The following is a 21,977-nucleotide window of genomic DNA, read 5'->3' as shown; positions in this document are numbered from 1 at the left end:
ACGACGACGGGGCAGCCACGCTGGCTGCGGCGCCGTCGTTCCTGTGCCATCGGGCACGCCATCGGAAAGAGAGCCGAGCCATGTCGAGACGGATCCCCCTCACCGGCATCGTCGGCCTGGTGGTCGTCGCCCTGGCCACCGGCTGCACAGCGGACAGCAGTGCCGGTCCGGGCGGGACCACCGACGCGACGTCGGAATCCGACGCCGGCGTGAACGCGGCGGTCGGCGCGCAGGACATCGCGACGGGCCTGGCCCTGCCCTGGTCCATGGCGTTCCGCGACGGCACCCTCCTCATCAGCGAGCGGGACACCGCACGGATCTTCGAGCTCGACGACGCGGGCAATCGCCGGGAGGTCGGCACGGTCGAGGGCGTCCGTCCCGGCGGGGAGGGCGGCCTGCTCGGTCTCGCCGTCGACGACCAGGACCGCCTGTATGCCTACTCGACCGGCACGGATGGAAACCGGATCCAGCGCCTGACGCTCGACGGCGCTCCCGGCTCCCTGGTCCTGGGCGACGCGGAAACCCTCGTCGACGAGCTGCCGTCGAACAGCATCCACAACGGTGGACGCATCGCCTTCGGACCCGACGGCATGCTGTACGCCGGGGTCGGCGACGCCGGCGACCCGGGCCGGGCACAGGACCTCGACTCGCTGGCAGGGAAGATCCTCCGCATGACGCCGGACGGTGAGGTCCCCGCGGACAACCCCTACCCCGGATCCCTCGTCTTCAGCCACGGCCACCGCAACGTCCAGGGCCTTGCCTGGGCGGCGGACGGCACTCTGTTCGCCAGTGAATTCGGGCAGAACACGTGGGACGAACTGAACGTCATCGAGGCCGGCAGGAACTACGGCTGGCCGGTCGTCGAGGGCATCGCCGGGGAGGAGGGATTCGTCGATCCGGTCCAGCAGTGGAGTCCGTCCGAGGCGAGCCCGAGCGGCATCACGGTGGTCGACGGCACGGTCTTCATCGCCAACCTCCGCGGGGAGAGGCTGCGCGCCGTTCCCGTGGGCGATCCCACCGCAGGCACCGATTACCTGGTGGGTGAGTACGGCCGGCTCCGGGCGGTCATCGAGGCGCCGGATGGACGCCTCTGGGTGCTCACCAACAACACCAGCGGACGCGGCGAGCCGCAACCGGGCGACGACCGCATCGTCAGCATCGAGGTTCCGGCCTGAGTTGGCGGCCAAGTAGGCAAGCGAGAGCCTGCGATGTAGTAAAGATTATCAGAGTGACCCCAACCAGGGTTAAGTGCACCGAATGGGACCATTAGCCTTATATTCAGGTATGACCAAAAGAACGTCAGTGACCACTCAACGCATCGCGGGGACGATCGGCGGTCAGCTGTTGACCTGGCGCAAACTTCTGGGCCTCACTGCCGAGCAGGTCGCAGATCGTGCCGGGATCAGTCGAAATACGCTCCGGAAGCTTGAGAAGGGGGAACTGGGCGTCGGATTCGAGGCCTTCCTCAACGTGGCGAGGGTACTCGGGTTGAGCGAGCAACTCGAGGCCGCTTTCGATCCCTATGAGACCGATTTCGGGCGCGCACGCGCTGAACAGAAGCTACCCCAGAGGGTGCGCCGTTGAGTGCACACATTGAAGTGGATCTGGAGACGACGGGCGGCACTGTCAACGTCGGCCGAGCCTATATAGAGTCCCGACGGGGCACCACCACCACGAACTTCGCGTATGACGGCGCCTATCTTGCCCTACCGACCTCGTATGCGATCGATCCCGAGTTACCTATCACACGTGGCAATCACGCCGTGAAGGGCATCCCCGGTGCCTTCGCGGATGCGTCTCCCGACCGTTGGGGTCGGCACATCATCAGCAAGCGGCTTCAGGCAGAGGCTCGACGCCTCGCAGTGAGCCCCAGAACACTGACAGATCGCGATTTCCTCCTGGGAGTATCGGACAAGACGCGACAGGGGGCACTGAGATTTCGCATGGCCGAGGGCCCCCACCTGAGCCAAGGTACCGACGTACCTAAGCTCGTGCGGTTACCGGAGTTGCGGCAGGCCGCGAAGGACGTCGAACGGAATCCGGAGGATCTTTCCGCGCTGAAGATGCTTCTCGACGCCGGCACCGGCAGCCTTGGTGGCGCACGTCCGAAGGCTTCTGTTCAGGATGGCGACCGTCTTGCCCTTGCCAAATTCACTCACGCGGGCGACCAGTGGCAGGTGATCGCCTGGGAAGCGGCCACGCTCATACTGGCCGAACGGGCTGGTATCGGCACTCCCTCACACCAACTACTCCGTCTCTCAGCCTCCGACCCGGTTCTCGTCCTTGATCGATTCGACCGGGATGGGCCTCGACGAACCGGGTACGTCTCGGCGATGACGATGCTACGGCAGCGCGACGGTACAGGCGGGGACTACCTGGATCTCCTGGACGTCATCGATGAGAACTCCGAGGATCCGGGCGCCGACCGAGCGGAACTGTTTCGACGGATCTGCTTCAACATCCTCGTCAACAATACGGACGATCATTTGAGGAACCACGGTTTCCTCAGAGGAGGCAACGGATGGCGACTCTCCCCCGCATTCGATGTCAATCCCACACCGGATCTGAACGCCGAGCGAGGTACTGCCATTGACGGCGCAGTGACACGTGAGGATGCGATGGCTGCCGCCCTGGGGGTAGCCGACTACTTCGTGAACCGCGACCAGCGGAAAGTCATTGTGGATACGGTCGTGCACGCCGTGAGCACCTGGCGGACGGCGGCCGACGCATGCGGCATCCCCCGAGCCGAGATGGAACTCTTCGCGCCCCTGCTTGACCAACTTCCACAGAATCTCAGACCGTCGATGTGACGCCAGCTCCTATCCCGCGGCGCAGCATCACGGCACACCACCCTGCGCTTACCATGGAGAACAATCAGGACACGCAGAGGCTTTTGGGGAAGAAGTGGACTTTTACGGCGTCGCGGCCCTGCGCGAGAACCACCCTGGGTGGTCGCTCCTGCGTGCCCACCATGCACCGCTCGCACTCGCCTTCTTCATGACTGCCTTCACGGGTCCGAACCAGCGCAACCTCGGGCGGCAGCAGCTCATCGACGTCCTCGATGACGTGCTGTTCGGCGTGCGGGACACCTTGGGCGAGGATTCCTTCCCCAAGCCTGCCGCCGACTATCTCGACGACTGGGCTGCGCCCGAGAAAGCGTGGCTGCGCAAGTACTACGTGCCGGGTCAGGACGAACCGCGCTATGACCTCACGGCTACCTCCGAGGATGTGGTGCGGTGGGTCGAGAACCTGCAGGGGCGCGCCTTCGTGGCCACGCAATCGCGGCTGACCAGCATCTTCGCGGTCCTGAAGGCATTGGTCCAGGGATCGGAGACGGACCCGGACGTTCGTCTCGCCGAGCTTCAACGGCAGCGGGACGGCATCGACGCCGAGATGCAGCGCCTGCGCGAGGGCCACCTTCGCGTGATGAGCGCGCCTGAGGCACTGGACCACTTGCAGCAGCTCACCGCCCTGGCGAAGGACCTGCTCTCCGACTTTCGCGAGGTCGAACAGAACTTCCGCACGCTCGACCGCGAGGTGCGCGAGCACATCACCACCTGGGACGGCACCCAGGGCGAACTGCTCACCTCGATCTTCGCCAACCAGCAGGGCATCACCAGCTCTCTGCAGGGCCGCACATTCCAGGGGTTCTGGGATTACCTCATGTCGCCCCAGCTGCGGACCGAGCTGCGGGACCTGCTGCAGCGCGCCACCGAGATCAAAGCCCTTGCCGAGCGCGACGAGCTGCAGGGCCTCGGCACGCTGCACCAGGACTGGCTGCCCGCGGTCGAGCAGACCCAGGCCACCGTGCGCCAGCTCTCCCAGCAAATGCGCCGGCTGCTCGATGACAAGGTGTTCCTCGAGAACAAGCGCATCATGCAACTCATCCGGCAGATCGAGGGCGGTGCCCTCGCCACGCGTGCGCAGCCGCCGTCAGGCGTGTTCATGGACATCCCCGCCCCGGACGTCGAGGTCGCGTTGCCGTTCGAACGCCCTCTGTACGAGCCGAGCCGACGCGTGATGGTGGACGACGTCGTCGAGCTGGCCGATGACACAACCGTTGACGCCAGCGCGCTGTTCAACCAGTTCCATGTGGACAGAGACCGGCTCACGGCGCAGATCGAGGCCGTGCTCTCGGATGTGGAACAGGCCACCCTCGCGGAGGTCACTGCGGCGTATCCGCTCTCCCAGGGGCTGGCTGAACTGGTGGCCTATTACCAGCTGGCCACAGACTCGCCGTGGGCATCCATCACCGCGGATCGGACGGAACAACTCGCCTGGACCCTGCCGGACGGCAGTATCCGTGAAGCGACCATCGACCAGATCATCTTCGTGAGGCCCTCATGACAGTCCTGAACCCGGAGAACAATGCCACGACCCCGCCGGAGCTCCCCGGTGTCATCACCCGGCTCTTCAAGGGCGTGATGTACGCAGAGGCGGATGAGAAGACGTGGCAGGCCCTGCTCGGGCTCGCATCCCAGGTGCAGGATTACGTCGCAGTGCTCGGGCTGGAGCTCATTCTCGACGAGCCCGAGGGCTACGCGTTCCTCCGTTCCCGCGAGGACGAGGACGGCTCCCTCCCCCGGCTGATCCCGCGCCGCCAGCTGACCTTCAACGTCAGCCTGCTGCTGGCCCTGCTCCGCGGACGCATGCTCGAGTTCGACACCAACAGCAGCGAACTACGCCTCATCATGACGGACCAGGACATCGCGGACATGGTCTCGGTCTTCCTGCCGGACAGCAGCAACGAGGCCCGCGTCCTGGACCGTCTCGGTGCCGATATCAAGAGAGTGGTGGAGCTGGGATTCCTGCGGAGACTTCGCGGGCAGCCGGGCACGTATGAGGTGATGCGCATCCTCAAGGCCTTCGTGGACGCGCAGTGGCTCGAGGAGTTCGACGCGCGCCTCGCCGACTACCGCGCCACGCTGTCGGGCGCCACCACGAACACCACGGGGGAACAGTAGATGAGCACCGAGATCCAGGACGCCCTCTTCGCCCTAGAGGGACCAGGAGACGACGACGGCGCGCTGCCCGGCTTCCGGCTGCACCGCCTCGAACTGCTCAATTGGGGCACCTTCCACGGCGGCGTCAGGAGTTTCACGCTCGACGGCGTCAACAGCCTCCTCACCGGTGACATCGGTTCGGGCAAGTCCACGGTGGTTGACGCCATCACCACGCTGCTGCTGCCGGCCAACCGCATCGACTACAACAAGGCCGCAGGCGCGCAGAAGAAGGAACGCAGCCTGATGTCCTACGTGCGCGGATTCCACAAGAGCACGCGCAGCACGAGTGGCGAATACTCCAGGCCCGTGGCGCTACGCAAGACAGGCATGCTGACCGTGGTGCTCGGCGTCTTCCACAACGCGCAGCTGGGCAAGTCGGTGACCCTCGCGATCACGCTGTGGGCCACACAGGAGGCAGGCCAGCCCACCCGCTTCTACTCGCTCGCGGAAAGCGACCAGAGCATCGCCGCGGACTTCTCCGACTTCGGACAGGATCCTGCGAAGCTCAAGAAGAAGCTGCGTGGCGCCGGCGTCGCCGTGCATGACTCCTTCGACCCCTACGCCGCCGCCTTCAAACGCCAGTTCGGGATCAGCGGCAACCAGGCCATGGAACTCTTCCACCGGACCATCTCCATGAAGCAGGTGGAGAACATCACCTCCTTCGTGCGGACCAACATGCTGGAGGAGGACGACGTCGCGGCGCGGATCGGCAACCTGATCCACCACTTCGACGACCTGAAGCGAGCGCACGATGCCGTGCTGCGCGCCAAGGACCAGATCGCGCTGCTGGCCCCGATCCGGGGAGGTTCCGCACTGCACGCGAAGCTGAGCAGCGAGGACGAGCAAGCGCGCACCCAGCGGGACCAGCTGCATCCGTGGTTCTCGCAGCAGCGCCTCGAACTCAGCACCGAGCACCAGGCCGAACTCGAGCGCACCGCAGTCCGGCTCGCTGAGGACGGCACTGCGCTGGCAGCCGAGATCGCCGGCGCACGTCACGAGCTGTCCGCGGTGCAGGAGGACATCCGCACCAACGGAGGCGGGCGACTCGCCGCGATCGACGTCGACCTCGCCCGCCTCGAGGAGGAGTCGCGGGCGCAGCGTGCACGGTTCGAGAACTACCGCAGCGCAGCGAAGGAACTCGGACTCCAGCTTCCCGAGGACCGCGTGCTGTTCGATGCCAACCGGGCACAGCTGGCCGACGTCGAGACCGACCTGAAGGAACAATCAGGCCAGTTGCAGGAACAGCACACAGCCCTCACGGTCCAGCGCTCCAGCTACGCCGAGCAACTGGCGGCCATCACCGCCGAACTGGTCTCCCTGCAGTCCCGCCCCAATCTGCTCCCCCTCGCCCAGCTCGAGCTGCGCCGTCGCCTGTGCGAGGGAACCGGTATCGCCGAGACCGCCCTGCCGTATGCAGGCGAGCTGCTACGCGTGCGCGACGGCGAAGGGGCATGGGAAGGCGCTGCCGAGCGCACCCTGCGCGGTTTCGCGCTCTCCCTGCTGGTGCCGAACGAGCACTATCCGGCCGTCAGCGCCTGGGTGGACGGCAACAACCTCCGCGGGCGCCTGGTGTATCGGCGCATCGCGGACTCCTACTCACCGCAACCGCCGGGGCCCGGGACGCTGGCCGCGAAGATCGCCATCAAGGCCGGCACGCCTCACCGTGACTTCCTGCTCGACGAGCTCAGCAGCCGCTTCGACTACGTGTGCTGCGAATCCCTCGAGGACTTCCGCCGTTACCCCAAGGCACTGACCCTCAACGGTCAGCTCAAGGGCGGCCGCGGACGCCACGAGAAGGACGACCGCCAAGGCCTCACCGACCGCCGCACCTTCGTGCTCGGTTGGGACAACCATGACAAGATCGGCCGCTTCCACGCCGAGCGCGACGAACTCCAGGGCGAGCTCGACGGGATCACCGGACGGGTGGGCCGTATCGCCGCGTCTCTCGGTGAGGTCGGCCGCAAGAATCAGCACCTCGGCACCGTACGTGCCGTGACGAGCTTCAGCGAGATCAGCTGGCAGGTCACGGCGCGCCGGATCGCGGACCTCACGGCGGAACGGGCGGAGCTGGAGGCCGCGAGCGATGTCCTTCAGCAGCTCACCCGGACCGAAACCGAGCTGCGCGGGCGGCTGGAGAAGCTCGAGCAGAAGAGCAGCGTTCTTCAGCAGCGGATCGGGGCCAATGACAAGGATGCCCGGGACATCGCCGACGCCATCGTCGAATGTGAAGAACTCCTGCTCGAGAAACCGCTCACCGACGACGACGATGTCCGCGCCGCCGTCGCTCAGCTCACGGCGGCAGCCCTTGACGGGAAGGCCCTGACGCACAGGAACACCGCCACGGTCGAATCCGCTGTACGAGCCAGTCTCACCGACACCATCGATGCGCGGAACAAGCGCATCGTCACGGCCGCAGCCTCCACCGTGCGGCAGATGGCGGACTTCCGGAACAAGTACCCGAACGAGACCGCGGACATCGACGCATCGCTGGAATCGGCCGACGAGTTCAGCCGCATGCTGGACCAGCTGACCAGCAACGACCTCCCCCGGTTCGAGGCCCACTTCAAGGAATCACTCAACCAGAACACCATCCACGAGGTGGTGGCGTTCAACGCGTTCCTGGACAGCCGCCGGCAGGACATCATCGGCCGGATCAACGAGATCAACGTGTCCCTCGCGGGCATCGACTACAACCCGGGCCGCCACATCCAACTGGAGCACCAGAACACCTCCGACGCGGATGTGCGCCAGTTCGGCAGTGACCTGCGCGCCTGTTCGGAGGGAAGCCTCGGCGACACGGAGCAGTACTCGGAGCAGAAGTACCTGCAGGTGGCAGGGCTGATCGAGCGCTTCCGTGGGCGCGAGGGCCTGACGGCATTGGACGAACGGTGGACGGCCAAGGTCACCGATGTACGGAACTGGTTCACGTTCTCGGCGTCGGAGAAATGGACCGAGACCGGCGAGGAATTCGAGCACTTCACCGACTCCGGCGGAAAATCCGGCGGCCAGAAGGAGAAGCTCGCCTACACGATCCTCGCCGCGGCGCTCGCCTTCCAGTTCGGCCTCGGTTCCGCGCAGGACGCCGCCCGGTCGACGTCGCGCTCCAAGGGCCGCAGCTTCCGCTTCGTGGTCATCGACGAGGCCTTCGGCCGTGGCTCGGACGAGTCGGCACGCTACGGCCTGGAGTTGTTCCGGCGCATGAAGCTGCAACTGTTGATCGTCACCCCGCTTCAGAAGATCCACGTCATCGAACCCTTCGTCTCCCATGTGGGCTTCGTGGCCAATACCAACGGTGACGATTCCCAGCTACGGAACATGACGATCCAGGAATACCGCGAGGAAAGAAATAGACGTGCCGGCTGATGCCTCCGCCCGCTGGACGACCCTCGCGAATCTTCGCACGCTGTCCGCGACGGCGTGGCAGCGAGGCTCGCTGCTACGGGAGGTGCTGGAGCCGTCGGGAGCCTATCCCCGGCGTCGTGCCCTGAAGAAGCCAACCGCCGCCGAGCTGCGCGACCACTACGCTGCCGCCCGGTCCTGGTCCGGTGAGCTCACGGCGGCCGCGGGTGCGTTCAGCCTTGAACTCATCGAGGTGGGTCGCACCACCATCGGCGCCAATCAAGTGCCCGCGGCGGCGGTGTTCGCAAACGTCGACGACGAGATCGCCTTCGTCGGCAAGGATCGTGACACCGCGCGCGCCGTGGCCCTGACTGCGGAATTGACGGAAGTGGACCCTGCGCTGAGAGCCTGGGTCATCGCCCGGCCGATGCAACTCCTCGAACTGGGCGAGGACGCAGTGACGGCGTCGCGGGTGGCGCTCTGGCTACGTGAACACCGTTCGCCAGCCATCTATGTCCGGCAGCTCAGCCTGCCCGGCGTGCATACCAAGTTCGTCGAAGGCCACCGGAGAACCATCACCGAGATGCTGTCGGTGCTGCGGCCGGAGGACCCGATGCCGGCGGTTGAACTGGCGCCCTCTGTACGTGTGGATGAAGTGCCCTCGTCCGTCGTCGTCGCACAGGACTCACCCCCGGGGGCACGGTTCGCTGCGCGGCACGGCTTCCTGCATGCTCCGGAACGGGTTCGGTTCCGGGTGCTGGATCCAGAGCTGTCGGTACTCGGGTCCGCGCGCGATCTTACGGTCACGGCGGACGCTTTTGCCTCGCTCCGCCTGCCGGTGGACGAGGTGATCGTCACGGAGAACCTGGTGAACTTCCTGTCCCTGCCCGATCGGCCAATGACCCTGGCGCTGTTCGGAGGCGGGTACGGTTTCTCGTCGCTGAGGGACGCCGGGTGGCTGCGATCCTGTGCGGTGCACTACTGGGGAGACCTGGACACGCATGGCTTCCGGATCCTGGATCAACTCCGCGCGGTGCACCCACAGGTGGGCAGCATGCTTATGGACGAGGAGACCCTGCTGGCGCACCGGGACCGCTGGGGGACGGAGCCGACGCCGTCGCGCGTCGATCTGACGCGCCTCACCGCGGCGGAGGCGGAGATGTACCGGGCACTGCAGCAGGACGTCTATGGGCCCTCGGTCCGGCTGGAGCAGGAGCTGATCCGATGGAACTGGGCAGAAGGAGCGCTGCTCCACCTGCCATCGAGGACGGCATGATGTGCCGCACCGCAGGAACCGGGCGTTGGGGCTCCGAGCCGGATCAGCCCTGATCGAGGAAAGGCCCCAATCCCTGCGTCGTTCCCACGCCCGCTCCGGCCCTCGTCCGCGGACGGACAGCAAGCCGGTGACGTCGATGTCCTGTAGCTGGCGAAGACGACGGCGGGGCAGCCACCACGCGTGACTGCCCCGCCGTTCATCCGTTGTGGTGCGGCTAGCTGTCGCAGCCCCATCCATCGCCGTCGCGATCGAACTTCGGCTGGAAGCCGGGTGAGCCTGCGGCGATCGGGGCAGCGCCTGCCGCCCGAACGGCGTCGCAGTTCTGGTAGAAGGGAGCAGCCGGTGCCGGGACAGGGGCTACCGGTGCAGGTGCCGGAGCTACCGGTGCAGGCACTGGCGCCGGCGCTGGTGCTACCGGGGCTGGCGCGACGGGCTCGGGAACGACGACGACGGGCGGCGCGGGCGCGACGATCGGCGCCTCGGTCTCAACGGGCGGGGCGATGGACGGCGCCATCTGGTTGGTCGGCGCGAGGATGCCGTTGCAGTCGGACAGGATGCCGGCCATGGCGTCGCGCTCCGCCTGCGTGACCCACAGCGCGTAGGTTGCCTTGACGGAGACCTGCCGTGCCACGTACTCGCAGCGGTAGGCCTTGTTCGGCGGCAGCCAGGTGGCGGCGTCGCCGTCGCTCTTCTGCTGGTTGGTGGGGCCGTCCGTGGACTGCAGGTTCAGCGGGTCGTTCGCGAAGGCGACGCGCTGGTCGGCGGTGAGCTGCTGCGCACCCTTCTGCCAGGCATCGGAGAGGGCGACGACGTGGTCGATCTGCACATCGCTGCTCGTCGCCTGACCGCGCAGGAACGGGATCTGGGTGCCGGTGTACGGGTCGTCGAGCACGCCGGACTGCACCTTGCAGGGCACAGAGTTCACGTAGGCGATCTCCGTCAGGTCCCGGTTCAGCATGTCGTTGCGCGTATCGCACCCGTTGCGGTCGACGTCGGCCCAGGCCTGCCCGAACTGCTCGCGGTCGTACCCCGTCTTCGGGGCACGGCCCTTGATGGGCAGCGTCTCGAGCACCGCGAGCGCGGTGGTGTTGAAGGCCGGCTGGTCCGACGGCGCGCGAGGCGTTCCGGTGACATCGGCGACGGCGTCGGAATCCAGCGGTGCGACGTCCGACGCCGTGGGCGTGGGCGTCGGTGATGGCGTCGGTTTCGAGGAAGCCGTCGGCTTTGCCGTCGCCGTCGCCGTCGCCGTCGCTGTCGCTGTTGCGGACGGGGCGCTCGTGCTTGGCGCACTGGTCGGCTCGGCGGCCTGCTCGGCCACGGCTGTCGGGACCGTGTCGGATGCGGGCGCGATGGCACCACCGACGAGGAGCGCGACGACGGCCGCTCCTGCCGTGATGGCCCCGGCCCTGCGCCCGCCGAGCCGCGCCCAGGACGGGCGGTTGGTCAGGAGCGTGTAGAGGCCCGTGAAGAGGCCGAAGAGTGCGGCCATGATGATCGCGCCGCTGAGTCCACCGGCGATGAGACCGATGACGACGAGGAACAGGCCGAGACCGGCAACGATCGCCGTCGAGCGCCGCACCTCCAGTTTGATCGTTGACGACGGAGTGCGCGCAGGCGGACGGGATGACGAAGAAATGGAAGGCCCCCAGGGTTGATGATCTTGCTTCTCGGGAAGCATACCCTTGTGGATCTACAACGATTCGAAGGGCCCTGTACCTGGCGCTGATCAATTGATTCATGACTCAGTTCGGGCTCAGCATTGGCTCAGGATTCGCGACGTCATTCCGGGACGACGAATCAGGCCTGTGCATCGCGTCGGCCCCAGTACCAGAGGTATCTCGCGGCATGATCCGCTTTCCGGCTGGCCGAAGGAAGCGTCTGAAGAAGGCTCGCGACCGGTTGTCACGATCACTGCCTGTATGAGCAGGAGTATTGATCTGTGCTACATCTTTGAAGTCATTGACTTCGCCAAACCGTGTTTCAGGCACCGAGCATCAAGGTCGATGGTTTGCATCAAAAATGACACTCGAAGCCCGCGGCACCGGTGGGACTTTCCGACGCTCCAGCACGCATATTCGTACCCGTAGAAGAAGACCGATGAATCCTGCTCACTTCCGCCGCCTCGCACCGGCGATCATTCTTACCGCGACTGTTCTCGCCTCGACCCTGACGGCCTGCACCGGCTCCGATGCGTCGGGTGGGACGCCGTCCGACTACCAGGCAGGCACTGTGGTGCGGGTCATCGACGGCGACACCCTTGTTATCAACTTCGATGACGAGGACCAGACCGTCCGCCTGCTCAACGTGGATACGCCCGAGACGAAGCACCCCGACAAGCCTGTCGAGTGCCTCGGACTGGAGGCCACCGAGAAGCTTGAATCGCTGACCCCGCCCGGTACGAAGGTTGCCCTGGATTTCGACGTCGAGCGGACCGACAAGTATGACCGCGTGTTGGCCGCGGTATTCATCGAGGACCAGACCCTGGTCAATGCGGAACTTGCACGCATCGGTCTGGGCGTTCCCATCCTCATCGAGCCCAACCGTAAGTACTACGACGAGGTGCAAGCGGCATACAACGAAGCCACCGCACAGGGCGTCGGGCTGCTGGACCCCGCTGCGGGCTGCACCCTGCCGGCGGAAGTGACTGATGCCGTGGAAACCCTTGCTGCGGCGACCGACGCTCCCATGGGCGAGACGGCGGCAGCCGTCGCCGCAACTGCAGCCGGCATCCTCGCCGCCCTCGCAACCGCGAAATCCGCCCGGGAAGCGCTGGCAGCAGGCAAGGACACGGTTCGGGTCCTCGCGGTCGGCGCCGATCGCGCGGCGGCGATGCTGCGTGACCTCGACACCCAGATTGCCAAGGGCGAGCAGTCGCTGACGACCGCCAACACCAGGGCCACCGCCCTCGACGACGCAGAGAAGGCAGCCCAGGCTGCGGCAGCTGAAGCGGAAGCAGCCAGGGTGGCAGAAGCTGCCCGCATCGAGACCGAACGACTCCAGGCAGAAGCCGCGGAGGCTGCCCGCGTCGAGGCCGAGCGGATCCAGGCGGAAGCCGCGGAGGCTGCCCGTGTCGAATCCGAGCGGCTCTAGGCAGAAGCCAACGCTCGTGCTGAGGCCGACCGCCTGGCAGCTGAAGCTGCAGCAGCCGCCGAGCGTGAGCGGATTCGGAACCTTCCGCCCGTTCCAGCGCCCTACATCCCGCCCGCTGCGCCGTACATCGCACCGGCTCCCCCTGCGGCACAGAACCCGTACCCGGGCTACAACGGTCCTCGTTGCTACGCACCGGGTGGAAAGAGCTGGCGGCCCTGCTGAACGGCGCTCGGATCCGACGTCGCGGGAACTGTCGAGGGAACTACTGACGCCCGCTGTCAATTAACTCCCTGAGCGGTGGCGCATCGCCCTACGAGGAGATGCACCACCACAACGGGAGGATCGGTCATGGTGAGCAGGTGCGCGGCGATGATCTCTGGCATATGCGCGTCGACCCCTGATACTCCGCACATTGTCCCTCAGCTGTCCGCTGACAAGGACTACTCATGACGGCGAGCGTCACACCCCGCCGTCGGAGCCGTCCGGTTCGATTGCTCGTCAGTGCAGTCATCCTCGGCGTGCTCGGATCAGCGCTGGTGCTCCTGGGACCTGGTCTTTTCGGCGATTCGCGCGTCGGAGGCGGCTCGCTTTTCTCGAGGCCGGAATGCGTCGTTCAAACGCCGGACGGAGATGTCGGGCTGACCCGTGACCAGGCAAAGAGCGCGACGACGGCGGTGGCGCTTCAATCCAGCGGAGCCGACGCTCCGGACACAACTGGTCTGGACGACGCCGCGCTCCAATCGCTGGCAGGCGGACCGGCTGACGATGCCGGGCCTGTCCTGAGTTGCAGGGGTTTCGTGGACGGCGAACTCCAGACAGAGGAGCTCACCGCGACGGGCCTGACGCCGCGCGCCGAGCTGGTGCGGACGGCGATGACCGAGGTGTTCGGCGAGCAGAGCCTCGGCGGCTTCGAGCCAGGCGGCGTCGGCTCCGGGCATGGCGGTGATTCCACCCACTACGACGGCCGGGCTATCGACGTCTTCTTCCGGCCGGTGACGGAGGAGAACCGGCGCGAGGGATGGATCCTGTCCCACTGGCTGGTGGCTCATGCCGAGGACCTCGACATCCAGTACGTCATCTTCGATGACCAATTTTGGAGCGTCCGCATCGCGCGGGGCGGGTGGCACCCCTACGAGGCACCGGCGCCTGCGAATGAGATTCTGCGTCACCTCGACCACGTTCACGTGGATGTGCTCGCCGGCGAGAACTGAGCTGATCGTTATGAGGCCCACCACTCAGAGAGGTGTTGTGGTACCAGCTCGGTCCCGTTGGCGACCGTGGCGTCTACGTTCCGGTTGAGATGAACGGCAAGTGCGAAGTGCTTGAAAAGCAGAAGGGGTCACAGCGCGGCGATCATGCGGCCCTTCACCGCGTCACCTGCGCGTCACTCCTGGCTGCGTACCCATACCGGCATCCCCCATAGGGAGCGCCGTAGCACCGACACTCCCTGATGAGATCTGCCGCTTGATCTGCTCCAGCTCCTCCTTGAGCGAATCGACAGTCGCGCGGTACTTCCTGAAGTCCGCCTTTCGGCGCTGCGCGGTGAGGAAGCTAAGACCAGCGGCAAGAATGACGAGCGGGAATGACACCAGCAATGCCCACCCAGAAGTAGCAAGGAAGCCCAGAGCGATGGGAAGTGCCTGCTGGAATGAGCGGAAGTCATTCACCCCTCCCACTACTCCTTCCATAGCGGAGTCGAGCGGCTCCAGGAACTCCCCCACAAGAGGCGTTTCGGAGAGTGTCGGAGCACTCAGCGGTGCCTCTCCATCCGGGGACCACCGCGAATCGCTGAAGGTACTCAGGACGTAGATCCCGGCCGCTGCGTTGAACGCGGCGAAGAGCAGAACCGCGCCAAGCGCAATCCAGTGAAGACTGCGCGGACGCCACAATCCGAACACCAACTCGTACAAAGCTTGCCGAGATTGTACAAATTTTACCTGCAGAGGATTTCGAGAGAACAGTTGTTCCACTGAAGACAGGCATCGAGGCGGGACTGAAACCACTATTACCAGAGGTTATCTATATCGAGGCAGTTAAAGATGCTACCGCAGAAACAAAGACCTCCGAAACAGCTACTTTTGGTAAACTACTAAAGATTTTGCTTGACGCCGTTTCAGACGAGTTTCAGGATATCGAAAACTCTTTTCGTGAGATTCACCAGCGCCTAAGTCGCCACCTAGGCGACGACGGAGAGCCAATCGATAGTCGTCTGGCTGAAGTGCAACTGATAGAAAGCACCATTCAGGAATTCGTGCGGGAGAGTTTTCCTGGTGTGGGTCTTGAAGTCAGAGTTCCAGCACCCGAACTACGATCAATTCTCGGCAGTGCCGAGATTGACATTGACGACGGCCATAAAGGTTCGATAGCTAGCAAAGGAGACGGGCTGAAGCGCACTGTCGCTTTCGCTATCTTGCGCGCCTACACCGCGTTGAAGGACAATGGACTTCGAGGTAGTGACGGACCCCCAAACACACAGTCAAGCTATCTCCTATTGTTTGAAGAACCGGAACTCTACCTTCACCCCCGAGCGCAACGGCAGTTGTTCGATACCCTGGCTAGATTCTCGAAGGATCATCCAGTCCTTGTAACCACACACTCTCCAGTGTTCCTTAATGCGAACGCTACGGCGACTTTCGCCTGTCTCCGAAAGCGCCATTCTTCTGCAGGCGTTGCGGTTGTAGATGTAGATCTGCGTTCCAACATGTCAGAGAGGGATGCTCTTCAACTAATTTGCCATGAAAACAACGAAGCTGCTCTCTTTGCACGCGCAGTCGTGCTCGTGGAAGGCGACAGTGATGCCGTCGTACTTCCGCATCTAGCTCAACTCATCGATAAGGATTGGGACCACGTAGAACACGGAGTGGTTTTTATTCGCACGGGCGGGAAGTCTAGCATTCAAAGATACCGAGATTTTTTCGGTCGTTTTGAGGTACCGGTATTCGCTATAGGAGACCTGGATGTTTTACTTGATGGTTTCTCGAAAGTATCAAGCGATGCCGAAGCTGACCAAATCCGACAATCAATTCTTCAAAGTGTCGAAGTGTTTCTTGCCTCCGAGCCAATCCCCCTAGGAGGTAAAGCAGTCGAAAGCTTTCGCCGAAAGGCAAGTGCTCGTAAGCTTTGGGAAGAAGCACATAAGGCCTTTGGAGAACTGGACGAGAATCCAGACCGCGGGGACCTTCAGGCTCTTGAATCAATCCTAGGACAGTTATTTGACCTATCGCGTGGTCGTGAGCGCTTGACAGTCCTGTCTTCTATTCAGGGTGATCTTGGTGAACAAAAGCGAAAGCTCAATCTTCAGTTACATTCTTCGGGGACGCACATCCTAGAACGTGGCGCTATCGAGCATTACTACGGTCAGCCTTCGCTGGGATCAGATAAAGTTCTTGCTGCGGGGAGGTTCCGCGATGCCACAAAGAATCTCGATCAGTTTCGTGCTCGACATGGCGACAATGCAGAAAACGTGATTGAGGAGTTGCAGCTGTTGTTTGCGGCAATTTTTGGGGACTTAGCCGCTCCGGTAGTTGAGCCAACCTCGGCCGCTTCGTTCAGTTGATTTTCACTAACATGTATTCGCTTTGTATATAAATTCAATTGGAATTTGAACCTACGAAGTGCAAGCACATGCGTTCTTCGTAGGTGTAGCGGTAGGTGACCTCACCTAAACAGCACATCGAGCCAGCCCCGAAAACTAGGAAGGACCAACAGTGTCGTTGACAAATCAGTCGTTACCGAGAGAAGCTCCGTCGATGATTAAAGGGAATTCGGGGATTGGAATAGCGTCGTATCCCCGTTCTCCGCTCGTGGTCGGCAGGAGGTAAACGTAGATAAGATCAGTGTCCGGCGCCACCCGTCGGCTATAACCGCTTGGAGCGGCCCTCGAACAACGCTTCTCCTTGGAGCCGATTGCACTCGCCGCTGCCTGATCGCGCCATATGCGCGCTGTTATCGGCGACAACACCAAGAGGACCGGATACCGCCGTGCGGACGCACATCCTGGTGGCACGGAACGCAGCAGGTGCAAACCCCTCCACGGGGTAGCGAGGTCGAGACCGAGCGCCTTCACCTGCAGGGTTAGAAGCCGACGGGTGCGCCCAGGGTGTCGGCGATCTTCCACCAGAGCCGGTTCACCTCGACGTACCGGTCGGTGGGGTCGAGCGGCTTCGCCCACGGCTTGTCGATGATGTAGTGGATATTCTTCACCTGCGCCGGATCCCAGACCGATGGGTGCTGGTGCTGCAAGGTTTTCAGCGCGTTGTACACGTAGGGCAGCGGACGCCAGCGGTCGCGGTAGAACTCGTTGAGGAAGTCCTGTTCGGCGAACGGGTAGTGCGACAGGTCGTCCACGCCTGCCAGCCGCCCCACCATGTCGGCGAGGACGGCCTCGTCGGGCGACAGCACGAGGAAGCCGCCGTTCAGGTAGTTGTCCGTCGCACCCGGTTCGGTGACGTGGTCCCCGCCCCGGCACTGCGTGTAGAAGCAGGTCTCGGGTGTCCAGCTCGGCGGATAGCTCGCAATCCGGTTGGGGTTGCACCGGCAGGCGTGGCAGGCGGCGATGGCGCCGTCGGCCAGGTCCAGCGAGAACAGCTCGTCCATGTTCCGGGTCACCAGCATGTCGGCATCCAGGAACACGACGCGCTCGAACTCCGTGAGGCCCCAGACGGCCAGCTTGGTCCACACCTCCGCGAACCGGGAGTTGGCGTAGCTGTCCGCCGACCCACCGGCCGGACGCAACGGTGCCACGTCGCGCAAGAGGCACCCGTCGTCCTGCAGGACGCGCCGGGCCTGCTCGTCGATCCCCTCGGTCACCATAACCACGAGGGGGATAGTGCTGCCGGAGGCCGCCAGCGAGGCCCGCAGCGTCCGGACCCCGATCAGGTAGTCGGGTTGAGTCAGCAAGGTCACCCAGGCATTCATCGGTGGTGCTCCTGTCCAGGAAATCGAGGGTGGGCGGGTCGGGTCAGTCGAGGAGCGCATCGGTGAATGCGTTCGCGAACCTGTGCTCGGGGTCCAGCGTCTCGCGTACCCGGCGGAAGGCCTCCCACTGCGGGTACAGCGCCGGCCAGTCGTAGAGGGACTCGTCGAAGTACTTGCCCCAGTGGGGACGGCCGCCCTCCTCGGCCAGGGCCCGCTCCACGGCCCGGAGGAAGCTGTTCCCCTCCTCGGACAGCGAACCGTCCGCCGCGTAGTAGACCACGAAGCCGAAGTAGCAGGTGTCCTGGCCGTTGGACGGGCTCAGCCATCCCTCGGACGCGCCCGTGCAGCGGAGGATCACCGGGTAGTGCATGCGGGGGCGGGTCTCCGCATGCCAGTCCTTGATCTTCCTGATCACCGCTCCGGCCCGCGCGAGCGGGATGCCGATCTCGACGTTGATCTGGGGGGTCGCGATCCCCTTGCAGAACACCTGGTAGATGTCACCCGTGACGTCGGTGAAGTCCCGGAAGCGTGACACCGTGCGGAGCGACTTGCCGTTGTCGGCGACACCCTTGCTGTCGTCGCGGAGGTGCTGCAGCGTGGACTCGATCGTGCTGTTCATGGACGTGTCGGTCGTTGCGTACTCCACGAGCCGGCTGCCGCCGGCCCGGTACCGCGACACCTCGTCGTCGGACGCCTCGTTGGCGGTCCACACCTGGACCTGGTTCTCCTGCGGGAACCACCACGCCTTGACCAGGATGTTCTCCCGGTTCCAGGTCTCCAGGTCCGTCTCGAGCGTGCCGGCGTCGACGGCCTTCTTCACGCAGGTGTAGATCATCGACTCCCGTGCGCGCAGTGTCACGGCGGTGATCACGCCCAGTGAGCCGAGGCCGAGCTGGACGGCGGGGAAGTCCGGGTGGTCACGGCCGTACTCCGCGACCGTGCCGTCGGCCAGCACCATGCGGATGGCCAGCGCGGCGCCGGCGATCGAGCTCTGCTGCAGGCCCTGACCGTGGGTTCCGGTGGACAGGGCGCCGGCCAGCGTCTGCTCGGCGATCACCCCGGGTGAGGCGTCCAGCATCTGCCCTCGCGCGGTGAGGAACGCGTACACCTCGGCCAACGACGTCGAGCCGGCGAAGGTCGCGGTGTCCTCCGTGCTGGAGATCAGGCCGCTCAGCCTGCTCAGGTCCAGGAGCGTTCCGGCCCCGTCCGCGACCTCGATCATCCTGCCGGGCGACATCCGGCTCCCGATCATCCGGACCCGGCCGTCACTGGTGGACAGGAAGTCGCACAGCTCCGCCTCGGTGGCCGGCGCGACGACCGAGCCGGGCAGGCCCAGCCGGGAGTTCCTGGCCCAGTTGCGGAGCCGGGTGTCCTCGCCGGCGAGCTCCGGCTCCTGGTGCGGGTAGGTGAGCTGTGTGATGGCCATGACGCGTCTCCTGTAGAAGTTCGGTTCTGCCTTCGAAGCCGCACCGACGGGCGCGGCTGATCCATCGGGCACGGGTGTTCCCCGCCGCCGGAAATGAATTTCTCAGTTCTGTAGAAGTCCTGCTGACACCATAGCCCTGCCTCGTCAAGGGAATGTTTACACTGACAAAATGACTGTTGTATGCGTACCCGATCCCCATGCCCGCGATCTTCTCGGAGCCCTTCCCGACGAGGTCGAGGTGATCGTCTGGGATGGCGAGGGAGAGAAGCCCGCACGCCTGGCGGAGACCGTCTTCTGGGTGCCGCAGGTCGAGGACTCCACCAACCTCCCCGGGAAGTTCGCCGCCATGCCGAAGCTCGAGGTCACCCAGCTGACCAGTGCCGGCGTCGAGGACATCCTCGAGCACGTCCCGGACGGTGTGACCCTGTGCAGCGCGCGTGGCGTCCACGGCCCGGCTGTCGCCGAGCTGGTTCTGGCCGTCGTCCTGGCCACGCTGCGTCGGCTGCCCCACTTCGGTGAGGCGCAGCGACAGGGCCGGTGGGACCCGATGGAGGCCGACGACCTGCGCGGCAAGCGCGTCCTGGTCATCGGCGCCGGTGACCTCGGAGAGCAGACCGCGCGCCGCCTGCGGAGCTTCGACGCCGTTCCCGTGCTCGTGGCGCACACGGCACGGGACGGCATCCACGCCACCTCGGAGCTGGCGGGCCTGCTGCCCGAAGCCGACGTGGTGGTGCTGACCGTTCCGCTCACGGAGGCCACGACAGGTCTCGTCGACGCGGAGTTCCTCTCCCGGATGCCCGACGGCGCCCTGCTGGTCAACGTGGCGCGCGGCAGGGTCGTGGACACCTCGGCACTGCTCGCGGAACTGACGTCCGGGAGGCTGCGCGCCGCCCTCGACGTGATGGAGCCGGAGCCCCTGCCTGCCGACCACCCGCTGTGGAACGCGCCGAACCTGATCATCACCCCGCACGCGGCCGGCTCGATTGCGCAGTCCGGCCCACGGGCTTTCGCTCTGGTCAACGCGCAGGTGCGCCGCTACGTGGCCGGCGAGGACCTCGTCAACGTCGTGAAGGGCGCCCACTGAGTCCTCACGCATACGCTGTGAAGTTCGGACCGAGGGTGTCGAGCCAGGCGGCCGGATGCACGGCCACGGCGTCAGCGCCGGGCCGGGCCCACGCGGCCGCGACCGCCTCCTGCAGCGCCGCGCCGGTCCGGGCGAACGGGTAGCGGTCGAGCACCCAGCGGCGGTTCGCCGCGCGGACCGGCGCCAGGGCGTCGAGGTCCTGGATCAGGGACGCCACCCGGTCGCGGATCAGCAGCGGTCGCTGGTCCGGCACCCGCCACGCGCCGGGCGCCTCGAACAGCTCGTGCCCGCCGCCGCCGTCGTACCCGACGACGAGACAGCCTGACGCCAGCGCCTCGGCGACCGGCAGACCGAAGCTCTCGGTGTGCCCGAGGGCGACGAAGACCGCCGAGCTCGCCAGGGTGGCGGCCACCTGCGCCCGCGGGGCCTGGACCAGTTCCACCAGCTCCACCCCCGAGAGCCGTGGCTCGTCCGCGAGCAGCCGCTTCAGCAGCGAGGCCTCCCGCGGCCGCTTCTTGGGGAACCAGCTCACCCGGAGCTGCCCGGCGGCGCCGGGGGTGAACAGCTCGCCGTCGACCGGGTTGGGCACCACGCTCACCGGCAGGCCGGGCAGCGCGGCGGACAGCACGTCGCGGCTCTCCGCGGACACCACCCAGACCGCGGGCGCCGGCGTCCACCCGGGGAAGTCCTCGCCGGGGGTGCCTGCGGCGAAGGTGTAGAAGTGGTTCTGGTTGAAGATGACCTTGCGGGCTCCGGGTGCCGGATCGCGGCCCTGGACGGTCGGTGTCTCCGGCAGCACCAGGAGGTCGTCGGCGCCGATCGCAGTGGTGGCGCCGAACACCATCGGCACGTCGTCGGCGATCCAGTCGGTGCGGTCGTCCGGATCAGGCAGCCACAACCAGGCCTCGTGGCCGAGCTTCCGCAGCAGCCGGACGTGCTGGGTCATCACGTGCACGCCGCCGCTGTGGTGGCGCGTGGCGAAACCTGCGTAGACGATCCGCCCCGGAGACCGTCCGGGAGTGCTCACCATGCCGGAGCCGTCAGGTACCAGGACGCGCCGCTCCCGGTGTTGTGGGCGGGGAACGAGTCCGGGCCGAGCCCGACGTCGGCCCGCCACCCCTCGCCCCACTTGGCGTCCAGTCCGTGGAGGATCTCCGCCCGGTTTCCCTCGGAGCTCTGACCGGTCCGGTTCATCGTCTGCCGCCGAAGGTGCGAGACGTAGGCGCCCTCCGTGACCACGCACCGCAGGCCGGCCGCCCGCACGCGGATGGCCAGGTCGATGTCCGCGCCGTAGCCGTGCCGCGGGAAGGTGGCCTCGTCCAGGCCCCCCAGCTCGACGACGGGGGGCACCGCGAACGCGATCGCCGTGCCGTCACAGAAGTCGACGTCGCGCAGCACGTCGCGCGGGACGTACTCCGCAGCGGTGCCCGGAATAGCAGGGGCCCGCTGGTGGAGCCAGAAATCGTCGTAGCAGGCCGCTGCGAGCGCGATGTCGTCCGCCGTCGAGAAGGGCGCGAGCAATCCGTCGAGGAACCCGGGCGACAGCCGGATGTCGTTGTTCAGCACCACGCAGACCGCCTGTCCATCGCGTGACGCCGTCTGCAGGGCCCAGTTCGCGGCGCCGATCCACCGCAGGTTGCGCCCGGGGCGGTAGACCTCGATGTTCCCCTCGGGGAGGACGTAGTTCCCGGCGTTGTCGACCACCACGATGCGCAGGGCCGGGTCGAGGTCGCTCCCGTCGCGGCACAGGTCACGCACCACCGCATCGGTCAGCTCCGGCGAACCGAACGCGGGGATGACCACCAGTGCCGACGCGGCGGCTGCTGAAGCGGTCACTGCTCG

General features: G+C 65.5%; 17 protein-coding genes. 11 read left to right on the top strand and 6 right to left on the bottom strand.

Annotated features, from left to right (window positions below):
- The first annotated feature begins 80 nt into the window (after positions 1–80).
- The 7 genes from ACIQCY_RS06040 (at position 81) to ACIQCY_RS06010 (ending at position 9,618) form a co-directional block, all read left to right on the top strand.
- Positions 81–1,175, top strand: a complete 1,095-nt coding sequence (locus ACIQCY_RS06040; RefSeq protein WP_400482988.1) for a PQQ-dependent sugar dehydrogenase — start codon at positions 81–83, stop codon at positions 1,173–1,175.
- Between the two features lie 127 nt (positions 1,176–1,302).
- On the top strand, positions 1,303–1,584 hold the full coding sequence (locus ACIQCY_RS06035; protein ID WP_400482987.1) for a helix-turn-helix domain-containing protein: 282 nt from the start codon (positions 1,303–1,305) through the stop codon (positions 1,582–1,584).
- A 14-nt stretch (positions 1,585–1,598) separates the two neighbouring features.
- A complete protein-coding gene (locus ACIQCY_RS06030) occupies positions 1,599–2,810 on the top strand; it encodes a type II toxin-antitoxin system HipA family toxin (RefSeq protein ID WP_400482986.1) in 1,212 nt (403 codons plus the stop codon).
- A 94-nt stretch (positions 2,811–2,904) separates the two neighbouring features.
- Positions 2,905–4,347: a DUF3375 domain-containing protein gene (locus ACIQCY_RS06025; RefSeq protein ID WP_400482985.1), complete on the top strand. Its 1,443-nt coding sequence runs from the start codon at positions 2,905–2,907 to the stop codon at positions 4,345–4,347.
- The gene (locus ACIQCY_RS06020) at positions 4,344–4,964 is read left to right on the top strand and encodes a DUF4194 domain-containing protein (protein WP_400482984.1); all 621 of its coding nucleotides are present in this window, start codon (positions 4,344–4,346) and stop codon (positions 4,962–4,964) included. Before ACIQCY_RS06025 ends, ACIQCY_RS06020 begins: the two co-directional genes overlap by 4 nt.
- A complete protein-coding gene (locus ACIQCY_RS06015) occupies positions 4,965–8,366 on the top strand; it encodes an ATP-binding protein (RefSeq protein ID WP_400482983.1) in 3,402 nt (1,133 codons plus the stop codon).
- On the top strand, positions 8,356–9,618 hold the full coding sequence (locus ACIQCY_RS06010) for a Wadjet anti-phage system protein JetD domain-containing protein (RefSeq protein WP_400482982.1): 1,263 nt from the start codon (positions 8,356–8,358) through the stop codon (positions 9,616–9,618). Before ACIQCY_RS06015 ends, ACIQCY_RS06010 begins: the two co-directional genes overlap by 11 nt.
- A gap of 214 nt (positions 9,619–9,832) precedes the next feature.
- Here the strand turns inward: ACIQCY_RS06010 and ACIQCY_RS06005 are convergent, their stop codons facing one another.
- Positions 9,833–11,197, bottom strand: a complete 1,365-nt coding sequence (locus tag ACIQCY_RS06005) for a DUF1524 domain-containing protein (RefSeq protein WP_400482981.1) — start codon at positions 11,195–11,197, stop codon at positions 9,833–9,835.
- Positions 11,198–11,715: 518 nt separating this feature from the next.
- Here ACIQCY_RS06005 and ACIQCY_RS06000 point away from each other — a divergent pair.
- Positions 11,716–12,708, top strand: a complete 993-nt coding sequence (locus tag ACIQCY_RS06000; protein WP_400482980.1) for a thermonuclease family protein — start codon at positions 11,716–11,718, stop codon at positions 12,706–12,708.
- Positions 12,709–13,505: 797 nt separating this feature from the next.
- Positions 13,506–13,919, top strand: a complete 414-nt coding sequence (locus tag ACIQCY_RS05995) for a hypothetical protein (protein WP_400482979.1) — start codon at positions 13,506–13,508, stop codon at positions 13,917–13,919.
- Between the two features lie 162 nt (positions 13,920–14,081).
- Here the strand turns inward: ACIQCY_RS05995 and ACIQCY_RS05990 are convergent, their stop codons facing one another.
- Positions 14,082–14,678: a hypothetical protein gene (locus tag ACIQCY_RS05990; RefSeq protein WP_400482978.1), complete on the bottom strand. Its 597-nt coding sequence runs from the start codon at positions 14,676–14,678 to the stop codon at positions 14,082–14,084.
- On the opposite strand from ACIQCY_RS05990, the gene ACIQCY_RS05985 reads away from it, so the two are divergent.
- On the top strand, positions 14,597–16,264 hold the full coding sequence (locus ACIQCY_RS05985; RefSeq protein ID WP_400483064.1) for an ATP-dependent nuclease: 1,668 nt from the start codon (positions 14,597–14,599) through the stop codon (positions 16,262–16,264). The two genes, ACIQCY_RS05990 and ACIQCY_RS05985, sit on opposite strands and share 82 nt — an antisense overlap.
- A gap of 518 nt (positions 16,265–16,782) precedes the next feature.
- Here the strand turns inward: ACIQCY_RS05985 and ACIQCY_RS05980 are convergent.
- Positions 16,783–17,613, bottom strand: coding sequence for a glycosyltransferase family 8 protein (locus tag ACIQCY_RS05980; RefSeq protein WP_400482977.1), 831 nt, complete (start codon positions 17,611–17,613; stop codon positions 16,783–16,785).
- Between the two features lie 55 nt (positions 17,614–17,668).
- Entirely contained in the window at positions 17,669–19,051 is a 1,383-nt protein-coding gene (locus ACIQCY_RS05975) for a D-arabinono-1,4-lactone oxidase (RefSeq protein ID WP_400482976.1), read from the bottom strand.
- Between the two features lie 169 nt (positions 19,052–19,220).
- On the opposite strand from ACIQCY_RS05975, the gene ACIQCY_RS05970 reads away from it, so the two are divergent.
- The gene (locus ACIQCY_RS05970) at positions 19,221–20,135 is read left to right on the top strand and encodes a 2-hydroxyacid dehydrogenase (RefSeq protein WP_400482975.1); all 915 of its coding nucleotides are present in this window, start codon (positions 19,221–19,223) and stop codon (positions 20,133–20,135) included.
- A gap of 4 nt (positions 20,136–20,139) precedes the next feature.
- Here the strand turns inward: ACIQCY_RS05970 and ACIQCY_RS05965 are convergent, their stop codons facing one another.
- The gene (locus ACIQCY_RS05965; protein ID WP_400482974.1) at positions 20,140–21,165 is read right to left on the bottom strand and encodes a glycosyltransferase; all 1,026 of its coding nucleotides are present in this window, start codon (positions 21,163–21,165) and stop codon (positions 20,140–20,142) included.
- Positions 21,159–21,971, bottom strand: a complete 813-nt coding sequence (locus tag ACIQCY_RS05960) for a glycosyltransferase (protein WP_400482973.1) — start codon at positions 21,969–21,971, stop codon at positions 21,159–21,161. Before ACIQCY_RS05960 ends, ACIQCY_RS05965 begins: the two co-directional genes overlap by 7 nt.
- Between the last annotated feature and the right edge of the window lie 6 nt (positions 21,972–21,977).

The sequence above is a fragment of the Arthrobacter sp. NPDC092385 genome (assembly GCF_044755105.1).
GTDB lineage: Bacteria > Actinomycetota > Actinomycetes > Actinomycetales > Micrococcaceae > Arthrobacter_D.
The sequence above is the reverse complement of the archived record's forward strand: the minus strand, read 5'-3'. Positions and strand labels throughout refer to the sequence as shown.